Annotated in this window: 15 protein-coding genes; 4 read left to right on the top strand and 11 right to left on the bottom strand. The window is 56.8% G+C overall.

Translation table 11 applies throughout. The annotated features are described in order from the left end of the window. Positions 1 to 11: 11 nt before the first annotated feature. The 7 genes from H9C73_RS08215 to ylqF all read right to left on the bottom strand — a co-directional run bounded on the left by H9C73_RS08215 (position 12) and on the right by ylqF (position 7,345). Positions 12 to 947 carry a transporter substrate-binding domain-containing protein gene (locus tag H9C73_RS08215; RefSeq protein WP_209287329.1) on the bottom strand — a complete coding sequence of 312 codons (936 nt, stop codon included), beginning with the start codon at positions 945 to 947 and terminating at the stop codon, positions 12 to 14. Further along, positions 934 to 1,374 carry a cytochrome c-550 PedF gene (gene pedF, locus H9C73_RS08210; protein WP_209287328.1) on the bottom strand — a complete coding sequence of 147 codons (441 nt, stop codon included), beginning with the start codon at positions 1,372 to 1,374 and terminating at the stop codon, positions 934 to 936. Before pedF ends, H9C73_RS08215 begins: the two co-directional genes overlap by 14 nt. 314 nt (positions 1,375 to 1,688) lie before the next feature. Further along, positions 1,689 to 3,875, bottom strand: coding sequence for an OsmC domain/YcaO domain-containing protein (locus H9C73_RS08205; protein WP_209287327.1), 2,187 nt, complete (start codon positions 3,873 to 3,875; stop codon positions 1,689 to 1,691). Between the two features lie 164 nt (positions 3,876 to 4,039). After that, positions 4,040 to 4,693, bottom strand: a complete 654-nt coding sequence (locus H9C73_RS08200) for a peroxiredoxin (protein WP_209287326.1) — start codon at positions 4,691 to 4,693, stop codon at positions 4,040 to 4,042. Between the two features lie 238 nt (positions 4,694 to 4,931). Beyond that, positions 4,932 to 6,134: a BaiN/RdsA family NAD(P)/FAD-dependent oxidoreductase gene (locus tag H9C73_RS08195; RefSeq protein ID WP_236014163.1), complete on the bottom strand. Its 1,203-nt coding sequence runs from the start codon at positions 6,132 to 6,134 to the stop codon at positions 4,932 to 4,934. A 3-nt stretch (positions 6,135 to 6,137) separates the two neighbouring features. Further along, positions 6,138 to 6,437, bottom strand: coding sequence for a hypothetical protein (locus H9C73_RS08190; protein WP_209287325.1), 300 nt, complete (start codon positions 6,435 to 6,437; stop codon positions 6,138 to 6,140). Further along, on the bottom strand, positions 6,434 to 7,345 hold the full coding sequence (gene ylqF, locus H9C73_RS08185; protein WP_209287324.1) for a ribosome biogenesis GTPase YlqF: 912 nt from the start codon (positions 7,343 to 7,345) through the stop codon (positions 6,434 to 6,436). The genes H9C73_RS08190 and ylqF overlap by 4 nt, the downstream gene beginning before the upstream one ends. 111 nt (positions 7,346 to 7,456) lie before the next feature. Between ylqF and H9C73_RS08180 the strand changes: the two genes are divergently transcribed. Next, the gene (locus H9C73_RS08180; protein WP_209287323.1) at positions 7,457 to 8,686 is read left to right on the top strand and encodes an EAL and HDOD domain-containing protein; all 1,230 of its coding nucleotides are present in this window, start codon (positions 7,457 to 7,459) and stop codon (positions 8,684 to 8,686) included. Positions 8,687 to 8,977: 291 nt separating this feature from the next. On the opposite strand, the gene rraA is transcribed toward H9C73_RS08180, so the two are convergent. Then, positions 8,978 to 9,472 carry a ribonuclease E activity regulator RraA gene (gene rraA / locus H9C73_RS08175; protein ID WP_209287322.1) on the bottom strand — a complete coding sequence of 165 codons (495 nt, stop codon included), beginning with the start codon at positions 9,470 to 9,472 and terminating at the stop codon, positions 8,978 to 8,980. A 95-nt stretch (positions 9,473 to 9,567) separates the two neighbouring features. After that, on the bottom strand, positions 9,568 to 12,624 hold the full coding sequence (ydiJ, locus tag H9C73_RS08170; protein WP_209287321.1) for a D-2-hydroxyglutarate dehydrogenase YdiJ: 3,057 nt from the start codon (positions 12,622 to 12,624) through the stop codon (positions 9,568 to 9,570). Between the two features lie 152 nt (positions 12,625 to 12,776). Here ydiJ and H9C73_RS08165 point away from each other — a divergent pair, with 152 nt between their 5' ends. Both H9C73_RS08165 and H9C73_RS08160 read left to right on the top strand, forming a co-directional pair. Next, positions 12,777 to 13,709: a LysR family transcriptional regulator gene (locus tag H9C73_RS08165; protein ID WP_209287320.1), complete on the top strand. Its 933-nt coding sequence runs from the start codon at positions 12,777 to 12,779 to the stop codon at positions 13,707 to 13,709. 52 nt (positions 13,710 to 13,761) lie between these two features. Beyond that, complete coding sequence (locus tag H9C73_RS08160; RefSeq protein ID WP_209287319.1) at positions 13,762 to 14,142, top strand: thiol-disulfide oxidoreductase DCC family protein; 381 nt, start codon at positions 13,762 to 13,764, stop codon at positions 14,140 to 14,142. A gap of 5 nt (positions 14,143 to 14,147) precedes the next feature. Here H9C73_RS08160 and yghU read toward each other — a convergent pair whose 3' ends face one another. Beyond that, positions 14,148 to 14,999: a glutathione-dependent disulfide-bond oxidoreductase gene (gene yghU, locus H9C73_RS08155; protein ID WP_209287318.1), complete on the bottom strand. Its 852-nt coding sequence runs from the start codon at positions 14,997 to 14,999 to the stop codon at positions 14,148 to 14,150. Positions 15,000 to 15,149: 150 nt separating this feature from the next. On the opposite strand from yghU, the gene H9C73_RS08150 reads away from it, so the two are divergent. Next, positions 15,150 to 16,202 carry an NAD(P)H-dependent flavin oxidoreductase gene (locus H9C73_RS08150; RefSeq protein ID WP_209287317.1) on the top strand — a complete coding sequence of 351 codons (1,053 nt, stop codon included), beginning with the start codon at positions 15,150 to 15,152 and terminating at the stop codon, positions 16,200 to 16,202. A gap of 4 nt (positions 16,203 to 16,206) precedes the next feature. On the opposite strand, the gene H9C73_RS08145 is transcribed toward H9C73_RS08150, so the two are convergent. Beyond that, a complete protein-coding gene (locus H9C73_RS08145; protein WP_209287316.1) occupies positions 16,207 to 16,845 on the bottom strand; it encodes a DUF47 domain-containing protein in 639 nt (212 codons plus the stop codon). Positions 16,846 to 16,867 lie beyond the last annotated feature (22 nt).

The following is a 16,867-nucleotide window of genomic DNA, read 5'->3' as shown; positions in this document are numbered from 1 at the left end:
GTATTGAGGTGTCAGTCGGTACCGGCAGCCTCCTCTGCCACCTGGTAAAACTCCGGCTTGGTATATCTCAGCCCATAGCGTTCGAAGATGGCATCCATCTCTCCCGAACGAATCAGTCGGTCCAGAACAGATTCGACAGCGTAGCCCAGCTGGCGGTCCGTTTGCCGAATGGCGATGCCGATATCCCAGGTCTGCCTGCCCATGGTCGGGAATCCGTTTTCAGCCAGCCGGTATCGGGGGTTGTCAGCCTGATGCAGCAGCCAGTCGATCTCCGATTGCATGGCCATGACCGCCGCGACCTCTCCCGACTGCATCGCCTCAAAGGCCTTGGCCGGGGTGGCAAAATGATGGGTCATGTTGCGCATCCGGCCGCCCATGGAGGAGGTGAAATAGAACGCGGGCACGCTGTCAATCTCGACCCCGATAGGTTCATACTGAAACACCGCAACCGTGCGTACGGCATCCAGGCGATCGGCGTCATAGGCCACCTGCCAGCGCTCCTGCTGGTAAGGGGCTTTCATCACCACCTGTTCATTGATCAGATAGCCGAGTGAGTCCTGCTTGTAGGCATAGGCCTTGTCATAGGGCACCCGCAGCATCACGTCTGCCAGTTGCTTCATCGCCAGGGGATTGTCTTCATCCTTGTCCAGATAGTGGCCTTTCCAGACATTGTTACGCAGGTCATCCTCCAGGTTTTCATCGGGGGTAATCCAGTGAAGCTCCAGATCCAGATCGAAGGCGTCCGCAATTTCGCGGGCGATTTCAATGTCTACACCAGCGGCTTCTCCCTCCTGCATGAACGAGTACGGCGGGAAGTTCTTGTACACGCCGATCCGGATATAACCGGATGCCATGACGTCATCATGCAGACGCGCAAAAGCCTGCTCGCAAGCGAGCAGGCTCATGGCAAGAGAGACAAGCAGCGTCAGCAGCTTATTCCTCAACATACTTCGTCTCCAGCCAGCTGCGGATCGCCCAGAGCGCTTCCTGACTCAAGGTTTCGGCCATCTTGGGCATGTACACCTTGCCATCCCTGACTGCACCATTGATCACGCGGTACTTGAACCACTCGTCGCCATCGTAATCAGCGGTCAGATAACGCAAATCGGGAGCAATACCGCCCGAAATGCCGTCCAGACCGTGGCAGCGTGCGCAGTTCTGGTTATAGGCGGAAGCGCCGATCTCCACTGCACGTCCAAAATCGTCAGAATCACGGTAGGGGTTGGTATCGGCCCACTCTTCACCCAGCGGGCTCAAGCCTGTGGTGTCCACGGCCTGGGGGGTCACGTCACCATGGGCCAGGGCCGTTCCGGATACTGCCGCAGCCAGTGCAGCCGAGGCGGCCAGGCCTGTAATCTTGTTCAGCTTAGACATGTGCGTTCACCGTTCTTGTTATCAATACTTGAAACTCAAAGGGACGAGTCACTGACCCGACGCTGTTGAGGCACATGATGAACGAGAGCGCGGCTGCTCAGAATTACACCTTGGCACCCAAACCATGGTCCCTTGGTAGTAGAAACTGAGCACAGGATAAGATGCGGGATGTTTGGTCAGGCTTTGGTTTATAACCTGGATCCAATGCTTTGATTCAGCGTGGAATTTGGATGGCAAACGGGGTTGGCAGGGCTGGGCCCAATGGCCTGCCTGAGGGGAGGTACACTCCCCCGCGGCAGGCACGCATAACCGAATCAGCTGCTGGCGCGTGCAGCTCGGAGCTGATGCAGTTTGGTGTAGCTTTCAATCAGTTTCTGGTGACGCTCCAGCCCCTCCAGCTTCATGCTGGTCGGTGTCAGGCCATGGAAACGCTGCTCCCCCGACACCAGACCGACCACATCGTTCATGGTCGACTCGCCGAACATGCGGGTCAGGTTATACAGGTAGTCCTCCAGTTCCAGTGTGTCGTCCAGCACGATTTCCAGAACCGCTCGCAGTGCCTGGTAGAACAGGCCACGCTCAACCGTATTGTCGTTGTAGTCGAGGAATTCGCATACCAGATCGTAGGCTTCATCGTACTCCTGCAGCGCCAGATGGATCATGCCCTTCAACTCGCCCACACAGAGCTGCCCCCATACGGTATTCTCGTCAAACTCGATACCGATCAGGGTGGGCACTTCGGTGTAATGATCCAGCTCGCTTTCCTCAAGGCGGTCCAGAAGGTCTGCCAGCGCTTCGTCATCCAGCCGATGAATATTCAGGATATCTTCACGGAACAGGAGCGCCTTGTTGGTGTTATCCCAGATCAGATCCTCGACCGGATAGATTTCGGAATAGTCCGGCACCAGAATGCGGCAGGCGGTGGCGCCCAGGTCATCAAATACGGCAACGTAGACCTCCTTGCCCAGTTGCTCGAGGATCTGCATCAGGCGCGCATTTTCCTCTTCGCTGGTACCGGAGAAGTCCCAGTCACAGAATTCGTAATCGGAGCGGGCACTGAAGAAACGCCAGGACACCACGCCGGTGGAGTCGATGAAGTGTTCGACAAAGTTATTGGGCTCGGTCACCGCGTGTGAGTTGAAGGTCGGCGCAGGTACATCGTTCAGCCCTTCAAAGCTGCGGCCCTGCAGAAGCTCTGTCAGACTGCGCTCAAGGGCCACTTCAAAGCAGGGGTGAGCCCCAAAGGAGGCAAACACGCCACCGGTTCTGGGGTTCATCAGGGTGACGCACATGACGGGGAACTGACCGCCCAGAGAAGCATCTTTCACCAGTACCGGGAAGCCCTGGTCTTCCAGCCCACGAATGCCGGCGACAATGTGCGGATATCGTTCAAGCACCGCCTGAGGCACGTCGGGCAAGGCGATTTCGTTTTCGATAATGTCCCGCTTGACGGCCCGTTCGAAAATCTCTGAAAGACACTGCACCTGAGCTTCATGCAGGGTGTTACCTGCGCTCATGCCGTTACTGACGAACAGGTTCTCTATCAGGTTGGACGGGAAATACACGGTTTCGCCGTCTGACTGGCGCACGTAGGGAATGGCACAGATGCCTCGATCCACCCGGCCCGAATTGGTATCGATCAGATGGGACGCTTGCAGTTCGCCATCCGGGTTGTAGATCTCAAGGCAGTATTCATCAAGCAGGCCGTCGGGCAGCTCATCGTTCGGCCCCGGCTTGAACCACTTTTCATTCGGGTAGTGTACGAACTCGCTGTTGGCGATCGCTTCTCCGAAATAGTGGTCGTTGTAGAAGAAATTGCAGCTGGCGCGCTCAATGAATTCACCCAGTGCCGAACAGAGTGCACTTTCCTTGCTGGCACCCTTGCCATTGGTAAAGCACATGGGGGACGCCGCATCACGGATGTGCAACGACCAGACGTTGGGCACGATATTGCGCCAGGAAGACACTTCGATCTTCATGCCCAGCTGCTCCAGCACTGCGGTCATGTTCTTGATGGTGTCTTCCAGCGGCAGGTCCTTGCCCGGAATGTAGGTTCGCCCGTCCCCATCGGTCATATCCGAAAACAGCAGTGCGGAATCTTCGTCCAGACTCTCGACCGGGTCGATCTTGAACTCGGGTCCCTCCTGCACCACTTTTTTCACGGTGCAGCGATCAATGGAGCGCAGAATGCCCTGACGGTCTTTCTCGGAGATGCTGTCCGGCAACTCCACCTGTATCTGGAAAATCTGGTTATAGCGATTTTCGGGATCGACGATGTTGTTCTGTGACAGACGAATATCTTCGGTCGGGATATCTCGCGCCTTGCAGTAGACTTTTACGAAATAGGCTGCACACAGCGCAGACGACGCCAGAAAGTAATCAAAGGGGCTGGGTGCCGAGCCATCGCCCTTGTAGCGGATTGGCTGGTCAGCCGTTACGGTGAAGTCGTCGAACTTGGCTTCAAGTCGCAGGTTGTCGAGAAAATTGACCTTGATTTCCATGAGGCGTCTGTCTGGCTCGGGTATTGAGTGGGCCGGCATTCTAGCACGGATACCCCGCCGGGATCGAAGCATCGACCCGTCAGCGCCCATGAGGGTGCCGCCTTGCTCGGAATACAAAAACGCCCTGCCAAGGCAGGGCGCAGAGAGCGTTCAGAGGCGCCGAATCAGGACGGCTGCTTGGTGGTACGCAGGTACGGCAGTTTGATGTCGATATCGCCAAACTTCGCCTTGGCTTCATCATCATTCAGTGACAGGGCAACGATCACATCCTGACCGGTTTCCCAGTTGGCCGGGGTGGCGATCGGTGTCTGGTAGGTCGCCTGCAGTGCATCCAGCGCACGCAGCACTTCCGCGAAGTTACGACCCACAGACATCGGGTAGGTCATGGCCAGCTGCAGCTTCTTGTCCGGGCTGAAGATAAAGACAACACGTACACTGGCTGAGTCTGCAGCTGTACGGCCGTCCGGCAGGTATGCATCAGCCGGCAGCATGTCCAGCGCCTTGGAAACGGCCAGATCATCGTCGGCGATGATCGGGAACTTGGCGGGTGCTCCGCAGTAGGTTTCGATGTCGGCTTTCCATTCCACATGTTCATCAACGCCGTCGACGGACAGACCGATCACCTTGGTACCACGCTTTTCCCACTCGGCAGCCAGCTGGGCCACTGCACCAAATTCGGTGGTACATACGGGGGTAAAGTCCTTCGGGTGGCTGAACAGAATAGCCCAGCTGTCACCAATGAAGTCATGCAGTTTGAAGTTGCCCTGATCGGTTTTCAGATCAAGATTGGGTACGGTGTCATTGATACGAAGTGCCATCTGTTATTTCTCCAGTTTCATCCGATGATCTGCAGGTCGCCTGCATTGAGAACATAATCACATAAGCTTATAACTAATTAAAATAGAAGATTTCAATCAGCATCATAGTCCATCATGCGATGGAGTCACGAAACCTCATCAAATTTTTTTCAGGCTTAGGTGATGTCTCTTCCAGGCGGGCGATTGCAAGCAGCGGGTTAAGGAATGGAATCGAAACTGGAGCTGTCGTGCTGAATTTTCAGACAAACTGCCCGGCACAAAAGCCGGATGCCCAGGCCCACTGAAAATTGTGCCCGCCCAGGTGTCCCGTTACATCAAGGCACTCACCAATGAAATACAGCCCGGGCGCCTTTTTGGCCTCAAAAGTTTTCTGTGAAATTTCATTGGTATCGATGCCGCCCAGGGTCACCTCCGCAGTGCGGTATCCTTCAGTGCCGGACGGCTTGAGGCGCCAGTGTTTGAACTGCTCCGCGATCACCTGTAGGCGTGCGTTGCTGCACTGACCAATTTCACCGCCAAACTGCCAGAGCTCGCACAGCGTGTGGGCGAGCCGTTTCGTCATGTGCTGTGACATCAGCGTTCGGATTTCGGCCTTGGGGCGCTGTTGACGCTGCTCCTTGAGCCACGCCTCAAGATCGACCGAGGGCACGAGGTCTATTTCAATCTCATCGCCCGGTGACCAGTAGGAAGATATCTGCAAAATGGCCGGGCCACTCATGCCGCGGTGGGTGAGCAACAGATTTTCATTGAACTGCATGCCGTTGCAGCTGACGCTGACCGGTTGAGACACGCCGGACAAGGGTTTGAGATGTTCCAGCAGGTCAGGCTGAAGAGTGAACGGCACCAGTGCCGCCTGCCGGGGTGTTACGCCAAGACCAAACTGTTCAGCTACCTCATAGGCGAAGCCGGTTGCGCCACCATTGGGTATCGACAAGCCACCAGTCGCGATCACCAGCGACTCGGTATCAAACTGCCCGCGTGACGTTCTCAGGTGATATCCACTTGGCCCTTGTTCCACCGCAAAAACCGACGTTTCCGTCATCAGTTCAGCGCCGGACCACTCGCACTCGGTCAGCAGGAGCTGCAGAATCTCCTTGCTGGACTCGTTACAGAACAGCTGCCCCGGAGTCTTTTCGTGGTACTCGATGCCATGCCGATCCACCAGTTCGACAAAATCTGATGCGCTGAACCGGCTGAGCGCCGATTTACAAAAATGGGGGTTATCGGACAGGAAGTTGGCCGCGGTGTTGTGCAGGTGGGTGAAGTTGCACCGCCCGCCTCCCGACATCAGAATCTTACGACCGATTTTACGCGTATGTTCCAGCAGCAGGACCCGGCGCCCGCGATAGGCGGCCGTGGCAGCACACATCAGACCGGACGCCCCGCCGCCAATGACAACGACATCGTATTGCACACTGTTTTTCATCGGGGCGTCTGTCATGCGTTACTCTTCGTTGTCCTGAGCCTGCTGTGCTTTCTTTTCCGCGTTCAGCTTGCGAATTTTTTCAGCCAGAGGACCACCGTGGCGCGTGCCTCGACGACCGGCCTGGGCATCACGTTCAGCCGCCTTCTGGGTAGCCTGTGCTTTTTCAAACACCGATTTCTGTTTCTTGCGTTGTTCTTTAAGCTTTTTGCGCCGACTTTCCTTGCTTGTCGGGTCCGCGAGCAACTCCTGCTTCTTGGGCTTGCGCTCAAGCACCGTCATGAAGGCGCCTGTTTTACGTGATTTCTTTGATCGGCTCATTTTGACTCCTCGGCCAGACGCGCTGCTTCAGCTTCTTCTGCAGCAATACGCTCTGCTTCTATACGTTTACGTTCCCACTCATCGACAGTTTCGAAAGTGATGCGTCCCAGTTTGCCGGCCCGCAGTTCGTTGAGCAGAATTTCGGATGCCTTGTGCAGATCGACCACGCCACCGGGCCTCAGGCACCCGCGCTTGCGGCCCAGCGCATCCAGCATCGCCTCACGATCGGTGGGGAGCTCCTTGAGTTTATAGCGCTCCTGCAGGCGTTCGGGGTAATCCGCCAGCATGAAACCGGCGGCATAGGCCGCGACCATTTCGTGCTCGATCGCGGTATCCTTGATCGCACCACTGGCTGCCAGACGGTAGCCGGAATCCTCGTCCTCGATTTTGGGCCAGAGAATCCCCGGCGTATCGGACAGTGCCATCCCGTTATGGACGCTGTATTTTTTCTGCGCCTTGGTCACTGCAGGCTCGTTGCCCACCTTGGCGATCTTGCGACCCAGCAAGGCGTTAATCAGCGTGGACTTGCCCACATTGGGGATCCCCATGATCATGGCACGTACAGGCCGCTCCTGGCGTACCCGCGCCGGCACAAGCTGTTTGCACAGCTCGGGTATCTGCTTGATCAGCTTTTTCTGCTGCGTATCCAGTGCGATCGCAGTTACATCTTCCCGTGCGTTATAATAGTCCAGCCATTCACGGGTACGCTCCGGGTCAGCCAGATCCTGCTTGTTGAGCAGTTTCAGCACCGGCTTTTGGCCCCGCAGCTGATCGACCAGCGGGTTTTCACTCGACATGGGCAAGCGTGCGTCGAGCACTTCAATTACCACATCGATTTCGTCCATCACCTGGGCGATTTCCTTTCGCGCCTTGTGCATGTGGCCGGGAAACCAGTTGATACGTGTCATCGGGATGTCCAGCTGTTTAAAAAGGGGCGCATTATACAGTCCTGAGTGATTCAACCATACCTAAGTGATAAAATCGTCTCGATATTTGTTTCAGGCCGACCGAGGACTCGAATGGACGCCACTTCAGACCAGAGCCAGGCTCTGCTGGCTCGTCAGCCGATCTTTGACCACCAGCAGCGTGTCATTGCCTATGAGCTTCTTTATGGTGAGGATCATCACCTGGATGCCATGGCACAGGCTGACCCCGACGCTGAGTCCAGTTCAGAGCTTTTGCTGCATGCCTATACCAGCATTTCGGACCAGGGTGAGATCAAACGCGTACCCGCCTTCATTCAGGTCAACCCGCAAATGATACTGGACGGTAATGTGCCGGCCCTGCCGCCCAAGCAGGTTGTATTGTGCATCCGCTTGGCTGATCCCAAAAACATGGAGCTGCTCCGTGCGGTGCACCGCATGGTCAAGGAAGGTTACCGTTTCGCGCTAACCGATTTCGAGTTCTCCCCCGAGTATGATACGGCGCTCAAGCTGGCCAAAATCGTCAAGATCGATGTGGGCGAGAAAAGTGCCGATGAGCTGGCTGAACTGGCAGCTCAGCTGTCGCCTTACAAGTCCACCATTCTGGCCAGTAACATCAGTCAGTTCGATACGCTTGAGAACTGCATCGAGACCGGCTGCAAGCTGTTTCAGGGCAGCTTCCTGAGCAAGCCCAAGGTGGTAAAGGGCCGCAAGATCAGCACCAACCAGATTGCCATGATGCAACTGATTCAAGAGCTTCAGAAGCCCAATACCACGCCGGAAAAACTTGAAGACCTGATCATCCGGGACCCCATCCTCACCTACAAACTGCTGCGCATCGTGAACTCTGCGGCCTATTCGCTGGTGCGGCAGGTCGAATCCGTTGCTCAGGCAGTCGTGCTGCTGGGCATGGAGCAGGTGAGAAAGTGGGCAAGCCTGATCGCCATGTCGTCCAACAATGAGAAGCCGGAAGAGCTGACGCGCATTCTGCTGACGCGTGGTCACATGTGCGAAATGATCGCCGAAACAGAAAAGCTGCCCAACCCCTCCGGCTACTTTATGGTGGGCATGATGTCCGGCCTGCACGCCATGCTGGATATCGACCAGGAAACCCTGCTGGAGCAGTTGCCACTGGGCGAAGACATCAAGCAGGCACTCGCCAGGGGTGAAGGTCCCATGGGCAAAATCCTGAATCAGGTTATTGCCTATGAATCAGGCGACTGGGATCTGCTGCCGAGTGATTTTGACGTATCACTGTTTGAAGCGGCCTACCGTCACAGCCTCAAGTGGACCAAAGAAGCCATGCAGGCCATGTACGAGGACTGAGGCTGCTTATCAAGCGTCCATAAGAAAGCACGCATCAGGCGAAGGGGTACCGGATGCGTGCAGGAAATATCCTTATTTACCCGGAGAGCCGGGCCAGCACACGTCCGGTGCGCTGTTGACTTCAGTATAGACAGCGCTGAATTTTTTTCGCCAGAAAAAACACCTGTTTTTTTGCTTTTATTTTAAAGCCATATATTTCAATAAATTGGCTCATCAATCTAAAAACAGGTTGAAGAATCAGGCGGAACACCTGAAAAAGATTGGGGCCACGGGACGCGACCCCGGCAGGTATCAGGACTCAGGCAGTTCCAGTTTCTGCGGTGAAACCAGTACACCGTTGTTGTCGGCATAGACATATTCACCCGGGCGGAAGGTCACACCGCCGAAGGTTACCGGAATATTGAGCTGCCCTTCGCCCCGCTTCTCCGTTTTCATCGGATGCGTTGCCAGCGCCTGTACGCCCAGCCCTTCCAGCGCCGAAATCGCATTCACATCTCGAATACAACCGTAGATGATGATGCCTTCCCAGCCGTTGTTCTGCGCTTTCTCGGCCAGCATGTCACCCAGCATGGCGCGACGCAGTGAGCCGCCACCATCCACAACCAGGACCTTGCCCTGACCCGGCTGAGCCACCTGCTCACGCACGAGCGAGTTATCTTCAAACGCCTTGATGGTGACGATTTCACCCCCAAAGGTTTCACGCCCACCAAAATTGGCAAACATGGGTTCAACAACCTGAACCAGTTCCTCAAAGTGATCACACAGATCCGGCAGAAGGTCTTGCATCAGTTGCTCCTGTCTTTAGCAATTGGCGGTATGCCGGGCATCTTCGCTGATTCATGCTGCAATTGCACTACAACTTAAGTACCCGGCGTGTGACATCAGACCTCGCGTATCAGGGACAGCAGAGCCTGTGCAGGGTGCGGCAACTGTTGATCATCAAACCGCTTCACCTGGGAGCGGCATGAGTAACCGGTGGCAACCAGCTTGCCCTTGTTTTCCGGTTGATTGACGATCCCGCGCCAGCTCAGCTCATAAATATCCTTGGAGCGCTGCAGGTTCTGCGTTTCGTGCCCGAAGGTACCGCTCATGCCACAGCAGCCTGTTGCAACCACGTCCAGCTTTTGCCCCAGAGCGGCATAAATCGCCTGCCATTGACGCAAGGAAGGAGCCGCCGAAGTTTTCTCGGTGCAGTGTGCCATCAACCGGTATTCGTTTGCTGGGAGGTTCACCGGCAAGTTCAGGCTGTCCAGGCGTGTGCTCAGCCATTCCTGAATCAACTGAACCGGCGGCAGCTCCCCTTCAATCACATCCTTGTATTCCTGGCGGTAAGTCAACGTCATGGAGGGGTCAATACCGACCAGAGGCAAGCCCTCCTCGGCGATAGCCTGCAGCATGTCAGCATTCCGGCGTGCGGCCTTGTCGAAGGCTTTCATGAAGCCGTGTACGTGCAAGGGCTTGCCGTTCGGCATGAAAGGCGCCACCAGTACATAGAAGCCCAGCGCGCTGAGCAGATCAACAATATCCAGTACCAGGCGGGTTTCAAAATAGCTGGTAAAGGCGTCCTGTACGATCACCACGGCGCGCTCACGCTGTGCATCGGTCAAGCCTGCGATCACTGCTGGCGTGGCCCATTGAATACCGCGTGTGTCCAGTCCCTGCTTGAGGCTGTGCGTACAGATCACCGGACTGTCTACCATGCCACCCAAACGGCGCATAACGCCCTTCACCAGCGTATTGCGCATGGCCCAATTGTAGGGTGCCGGGAAGCGTGACAGGCTCGGGATCATGTACTCCAGACTTCCCACCAGGTAATCCTTGGCCGGGCGCAGATAGCGACCGTAATAGACTTCGAGGAAGCGGGCTCGGAAGTCCGGCACGTTGACCTTGATCGGGCACTGCCCAACACAGGACTTGCAGGCCAGGCATCCCATCATCGCCTCGTGGACTTCATTGGAGAAGTCATAATCGCCCTTGCGTCTGGCCAGAGTATTGCGGATCCGGCTCGGCAAGGTGCGCAGGAAACCGCGGGAGCGAAGCTGCTGCGCTTCTGCGCTCACATCCACCCCCTGTTTGGCCATCAGGCGCAGCCACTCCCGAATCAGAGAAGCGCGCCCCTTGGGGGAATGAATACGCTCGCGGGTGCCTTTCCAGCTAGGGCACATGGCGTCGTTCGGGTCGTAGTTGTAGCAGGCACCATTGCCATTACAGTGCATGGCCGAGTCATACTCGGCGCGCACCGGCTCACTGATCTGGCGGTCCTGCTGGCCACGTGTGGGGACCTGATCAATCTTCAGCAGCTCAGCCCCCTCAATCATGGGGGTAGCGATCTTGCCCGGGTTAAGCTGGTTACGCGGATCGAAGCAGCCCTTGATCTGCTGCAGGACAGGGTACAGCGGACCGAAAAACTCCGGTGCGTACTCCGAGCGTACCCCTTTGCCGTGCTCACCCCAGAGCAGCCCCTTGTATTCCTGCGTCAGACGCACCACCTCATCGGTGATCTCCCGAATCAGGGTTTCCTGAGCCGGATCCTTCATGTCGATTGCCGGGCGAACGTGCAGTACACCGGCATCCACATGACCAAACATGCCATAGGCAAGGCCTCGATCATCCAGCACCTTGCGGAACGCCATGATGAAATCGGCCAGATTTTCAGGTGGTACGGCCGTGTCTTCCACGAAGGGAATGGGGCGTTTCTGCCCCTGAGCATTCCCCAGCAGCCCCACCGCCTTTTTGCGCATGCCCCAGACCTTGTTGATCTCGCCGGCGCCATACACGACCGAATAACCAAAGCTTTTGCCCGGCTCGCCGCTTACCTGCTGCAGGTGTTCACACAACCTTTCGACTCGAGCGCGCAGCTCGGCTTCGTCATCACCGGTATACTCCACCAGGTTGATACCCTGAATGGCCGGATCGCCTTCCTTTTCGGGGAAATAGTCACGCACCGTATCCCAGACGATGTCGCCCATGGCGAGGTTCAATACCTTGGAGTCGATGGTTTCGATGGAGGTCGGTTCCCACTCCATCAACGCCTTGGCATCGCGCAGGGACGACTCAAAGCTGTCGTACTTGATGTTAACCAGCGCTGCATACTTCGGAATCGGCAGCACATTCAACTTCGCCTCGGCGATAAAGGCCAGCGAGCCTTCGGCACCGCACAGAATGGAGTTGAGGTTGAAGCGCCCGGACTCATCGCGGATGTGAGCCAGGTCATAGCCGGTCAGACAACGGTTCAGCTCGGGGAAGCAGGCGTCAATCTCTTCTTTGCGGGTCTGCTGAATCTCGTCCAGCAGGCGGTGCGCTTCCCCTACCCGGTCTTCACGCTGCTTGATCAAGGCAAGGCTTTCGTCATCAATCGGACCGGACTGCCACAGCGTACCGTCGAGCCAGACGCTGGTCAGCTCCAGTACATGGTCACGGGTTTTGCCGTACAGGACCGAGCCCTGACCGCTGGCATCGGTATTGATCATGCCGCCAATAGTGGCACGGTTACTGGTGGACAGTTCCGGCGCAAAAAACAGCCCGTATGGTTTGAGCGCAGCATTGAGTTGATCCTTTACCACACCGCCCTGAACACGCACCCAGCGCTCGTCGGGATTGATCTCAAGGATACGGTTCATGTGGCGAGAGACATCGACAATCAAACCATCAGTCAGTGACTGGCCATTGGTGCCGGTACCGCCGCCACGGGCACTGAGCACAACATCCTTGAAACGAGGTTCGTTGGACAGCTGTGCAATCAGTACCAGATCATCGGTGTTTTTGGGATAGAGCACGCCCTGCGGCAGCACCTGGTAGATGCTGTTGTCCGTGGCCAGCACCGTACGGTTGGCATAGTCCGGGTTCAGGTGTCCTTTGAAGCCCTGTTGCTTGAGGGTTTCGATAAAGTCCAGATACAGGCTCTGCGTTGCATCGATCTGATCAATACGGGGAATCATCTCAGTCTCCACTGCAAGCCGCCCTTTGTCCGTACCACCAGGGCATTCGCTTGGCATGTTCAATATTGTGCGTATGGGGGGCAATGATGCAGAATCCCTATTTATCATTCAAACGATTAAATTCTATTAATTAATCAAAATAATTTGCCAATATGAGCCAGATCGGCATACGTCACCTGCATGCGTTCATAGAAGTCGCCCGCAGCGGCAGCTTTACCCGCGCCGCCGAGCACCTCCACCTGACACAGTCAGCGTTGACCGCGACCATAAAACAGCTTGAACAGGATGCGGGGCTGACCCTGTTCGACCGCACGACACGGCGCGTGGTGTTAAGTGCCGAGGGTGAGCGTTTCATGCCCGTGGCCGAACGCATGGTGTCCGATTTCAATGCGGCTCTGGATGACCTGCGCGCCCGCGCCGAGTTGCAACAGGGGCGCGTCAGCCTGGCCGGTTCCCCCTCGGTGATCACGCGGCTGGTGCCGGGCGCCCTGGTTGAGTTTCGCGCCTCCTATCCGTCCATTCAGATCGATATCCGTGATGAGAGCGCGGGCAGTCTCGAACAGCGCGTGCTGAACAATGAGGTGGACTTTGCCATTGCCGGTAACCACTCTCAGCAACCGGAGCTGAGCTACAGCCCCCTGCTGCGTGACCGTTACGGTCTGGTCGTGCCCAGTGACCACCCGCTGGCGCAGTCGAGCCAACTGCGCTGGCAGCAACTGCCGGAAGATGATCTGTTGCTCCTGTCCGGGGACACGGGCATACGCGCCCAACTTGAGCGTTTCAGTAAAAACGGCTTGATCCCCATCGAGCTGGAGCGGGTGCAAATCGAAGTGTCCAACCCTGCCGGCATGGCAGCCTTGATCAGCAAACGGCTGGGCGTGTCTCTCTTGCCGGCACTGGCAGCGGACACCCATTCATTTGATGGGCTGGCCTTTATTCCGCTTGATGCGCCCGTGATCGAGCGGGAGATCTGCATCATTACCCGCAAGGGGCGTGCACTCTCGCCCGCAGCGGCTGCATTGCTCGAGCAGGTGCGTCTCTATCTGGAACAGGTTCGCCTGCCCAAATGGGTGACCAGCGTATAGACAGATCCGGTGAAAGCCTGGCTGCGTAGATCCGTTGAAACGGGAGACCTGAATGAGCCAAAGACCCATACTGCTGTATGACGGACAGTGTCCGTTGTGCAAACGTGAAATTGCGCACTACAAGCGGCTGGATATCGACCGGCGTGTGGACTGGCGTGATCTTTTTGACCCTGCTTCCGATCTGGAGACGCTGGGGATTGATGCCTGGAGCGCCATGTCCGTGATTCATGCCGTCGCGCCTGATGGCCGCATTCATACGGGCGTTCACGCCTTTATGCTGATCTGGCGGGAGCTGCCCTGCTATCGACACCTGGCCACAGTGATTGAGACGCTGCGACTCACCGGCTTGCTGGATAAGCTGTACCATCGCTTTGCACGCTGGCGTTTCCGCTCGCGCTGTAAACAGGGCTGCGGTTTGCCACCCCAGCCCTGATCGATTTACCCCTTCAGTGCATCGAAATCACTGGCATCATGCCGTTCGGGAAGCTGATCTTCCGGCTTGCCCCAAGTACGGTTGACCTTGCGCCCCCGCTGCACCGCCGGCCGCTGTTCAATCTGGCGGGCCCAGCGCATCACGTGGGTGTAGCTTTCAACATCCAGAAATTCGGCTGCATCGTAGAGCCGCCCCAGCACCAGAACACCGTACCAGGGCCAAATCGCCATGTCGGCAATCGTGTACGTATCGCCCGCCACATATTCATGCTCGGCCAACTGGCGATCCAGCACGTCCAGCTGCCGCTTGACTTCCATGGTGTAGCGATCGATCGGATATTCGTATTTCTCGGGCGCGTAGGCATAAAAGTGCCCGAAGCCTCCCCCGAGGAACGGTGCGCTGCCCATTTGCCAGAACAACCAATTCAGCGTTTCGGTGCGTGCATCCAGATCCTTTGGCAGAAAGGCATCAAATTTTTCGGCCAGGTAAAGCAGAATAGCGCCTGATTCAAACACCCTGCGCGGCTTGTCACGGCTGTGATCAACCAGTGCCGGAATCTTGGAATTGGGGTTGGCCTCAACAAAGCCACTGCCAAACTGATCCCCTTCGGTTATCCGAATCGGGTAGGCATCATATTCAGCCCCCGTATGCCCAAGCGCCAGCAACTCTTCCAGCATGATGGTCACTTTCACGCCATTGGGCGTGGCCAGAGAGTAAAGCTGCAAGGGGTGCTTGCCGACCGGCAATACCTGTTCATGGGTTGGACCCGCGACGGGTCGGTTGATACTGGCAAACTTGCCGCCGCTTGCATTTTCCCACTGCCAAACCTTTGGCGGAACATACTCTTTATCGGACATATCGACTCCTTGTTTGCGTGCGGATTTATACGCCAGGTACGCACAACCCGATGACTCTCAAGCCGTTGCGTGCAGGGTAGCCAAAGTCTAGCAGCATCAGGACGGATTAAGATGTATCCTGAATACCTCTTGATTTAAGGATGGCCCCCAATGAAATGTTTCAATGAACTATTTGGTATCGATATCCCGCTTATTCAAGCCCCAATGGCGGGTGTACAGAGCTGGGAACTGGCCCTTGCCGTGGCTGAGGCCGGCGCGCTGGGCTCCCTGCCCTGCGCCATGTTGAATGCAGAGTCCATTCGAGCCGCGGTACAGGCCTACCGTGACAGAACCCGACAACCGATCAACCTGAACTTTTTCAGCCACCAGCAGCCTGCAGAGGCCCCGGCGGCGCAGGCTGCCTGGTTGAAACGTCTTGAGTCCTATTACAATGAACTGGGCCTTGAACCGCCCCAAACGCCCGCAGGCGCCTCTCGAAAGCCCTTCGATGCCCCAATGGCCGACCTGGTGTCTGAACTCAAGCCTGAAGTTGTCAGCTTCCATTTCGGCCTGCCTGAACCCGCGCTGCTGGACCGCGTCCGGGCCAGTCACAGCCGAATTATCGCCACGGCAACGACGGTTGAGGAAGCACTTTGGCTGGAACAGCAGGGTGTCGACGCCATTATTGCGCAGGGCGTTGAAGCCGGCGGTCATCGAGGCATGTTTCTCACGGATGATCTGGACAGCCAGATCGGCACTCTGGCATTGGTACCGCAACTGGTTGATGCCACCGCCCTGCCGATCATTGCAGCAGGCGGCATTGCTGATGCTCGTGGGGTCCAGGCCGCCATGTCTCTGGGTGCCAGTGCCGTCCAGATAGGCACCGCTTACCTGCTGTGTGATGAGGCGAAAACCAGCCCCGTTCACCGTGCGGCACTACAGCAGACGCATGAACACCCGACGCGCATGACCAACGTGTTCAGCGGCCGGCCGGCAAGGGGCCTTGCCAACCGCATGACTGAGGAAGTCGGCCCTATCGCCGACAGCGCGCCGGCCTTTCCACTTGCATCAGGCGCTTCGGCCCCCTTGCGTGCCGAGGCCGAGTCTCGAGGCTGCGGTGATTTTACGCCTCTTTGGGCCGGACAAAACCGCACAGGGTGCCGCGCGACCTCTGCGCGTGAGCTGACACAGGCGCTGGCCGCCGGGTTCAAGCCTCAGAAGTAGCTGATCAGACGAGCTTTACGAAGATATCGTGCAGCACATTGGCTGCAGAATGTAAGCGGCGTGAACCATCCATCAAGTGGTGATAGATTTCACGTTTCTTGAGCATTTCGGCGGTTACCTCGCCCTGAAACAGCTCCGCAAGGCTGTGGCGATACAGCCGCTCAATGCGTCGGTGGGCATGGCGCGCGGCATGGGCTTCCTTTTCGGCACCGGCTGGATAGGTTGATAGCGCACGAAACCCCCTCTCCAACGCCTCACAGCCATGCAGAAGCTCATCCAGAATGGCGCGCATGTGCTGGTCTGGGGCCACATTAAAGTCAAGCATTTCGTTGATCGTGCTTTTACAGTGGGTCACGATCCAGTCAAGTCCGTCAACGGCGCGGTAGATATCTTCACGGTCGATCGGCGTCGAAAACGCCCGGTTGAGCAGGTGAAGATTACGAATCTTGAGCGTATCCGCCGCGTGCTCTTCCTCGGTCAGCCGTTCGGACAGCTCATCGGTCGGATGCTGCATGTACTGGTGCAGGTTGGTCATGGTTTCACTGACCAGTGCACTCTGCTCGGCCAGCAGCGTCAGAAAGTCGGGCGGCTTGGGAATCACCCGGTCCAGTAATGCCTGAAAAAAACCGCTTGTATTGGCCATAGTGTGACTCCGTGTAAACCAG

The organism is Marinobacterium alkalitolerans (assembly GCF_017776525.1).
Classification (GTDB): domain Bacteria; phylum Pseudomonadota; class Gammaproteobacteria; order Pseudomonadales; family Balneatricaceae; genus Marinobacterium; species Marinobacterium alkalitolerans.
This window is presented reverse-complemented; position numbering and strand designations above follow the sequence as displayed.

What these genes read in the sequence shown, in the direction of transcription:
- H9C73_RS08195 (WP_236014163.1), bottom strand. Translation starts at nt 6,134, where the DNA reads ATGACAGACGCCCCGATGAAAAACAGTGTGCAATACGATGTCGTTGTC.
- rraA (WP_209287322.1), bottom strand. Translation starts at nt 9,472, where the DNA reads ATGCAAGACCTTCTGCCGGATCTGTGTGATCACTTTGAGGAACTGGTT.
- H9C73_RS08200 (WP_209287326.1), bottom strand. Translation starts at nt 4,693, where the DNA reads ATGGCACTTCGTATCAATGACACCGTACCCAATCTTGATCTGAAAACC.
- H9C73_RS08165 (WP_209287320.1), top strand. Translation starts at nt 12,777, where the DNA reads ATGAGCCAGATCGGCATACGTCACCTGCATGCGTTCATAGAAGTCGCC.
- ydiJ (WP_209287321.1), bottom strand. Translation starts at nt 12,624, where the DNA reads ATGATTCCCCGTATTGATCAGATCGATGCAACGCAGAGCCTGTATCTG.
- H9C73_RS08205 (WP_209287327.1), bottom strand. Translation starts at nt 3,875, where the DNA reads ATGGAAATCAAGGTCAATTTTCTCGACAACCTGCGACTTGAAGCCAAG.
- H9C73_RS08160 (WP_209287319.1), top strand. Translation starts at nt 13,762, where the DNA reads ATGAGCCAAAGACCCATACTGCTGTATGACGGACAGTGTCCGTTGTGC.
- pedF (WP_209287328.1), bottom strand. Translation starts at nt 1,374, where the DNA reads ATGTCTAAGCTGAACAAGATTACAGGCCTGGCCGCCTCGGCTGCACTG.
- H9C73_RS08215 (WP_209287329.1), bottom strand. Translation starts at nt 947, where the DNA reads ATGTTGAGGAATAAGCTGCTGACGCTGCTTGTCTCTCTTGCCATGAGC.
- H9C73_RS08145 (WP_209287316.1), bottom strand. Translation starts at nt 16,845, where the DNA reads ATGGCCAATACAAGCGGTTTTTTTCAGGCATTACTGGACCGGGTGATT.
- yghU (WP_209287318.1), bottom strand. Translation starts at nt 14,999, where the DNA reads ATGTCCGATAAAGAGTATGTTCCGCCAAAGGTTTGGCAGTGGGAAAAT.
- ylqF (WP_209287324.1), bottom strand. Translation starts at nt 7,345, where the DNA reads ATGACACGTATCAACTGGTTTCCCGGCCACATGCACAAGGCGCGAAAG.
- H9C73_RS08150 (WP_209287317.1), top strand. Translation starts at nt 15,150, where the DNA reads ATGAAATGTTTCAATGAACTATTTGGTATCGATATCCCGCTTATTCAA.
- H9C73_RS08180 (WP_209287323.1), top strand. Translation starts at nt 7,457, where the DNA reads ATGGACGCCACTTCAGACCAGAGCCAGGCTCTGCTGGCTCGTCAGCCG.
- H9C73_RS08190 (WP_209287325.1), bottom strand. Translation starts at nt 6,437, where the DNA reads ATGAGCCGATCAAAGAAATCACGTAAAACAGGCGCCTTCATGACGGTG.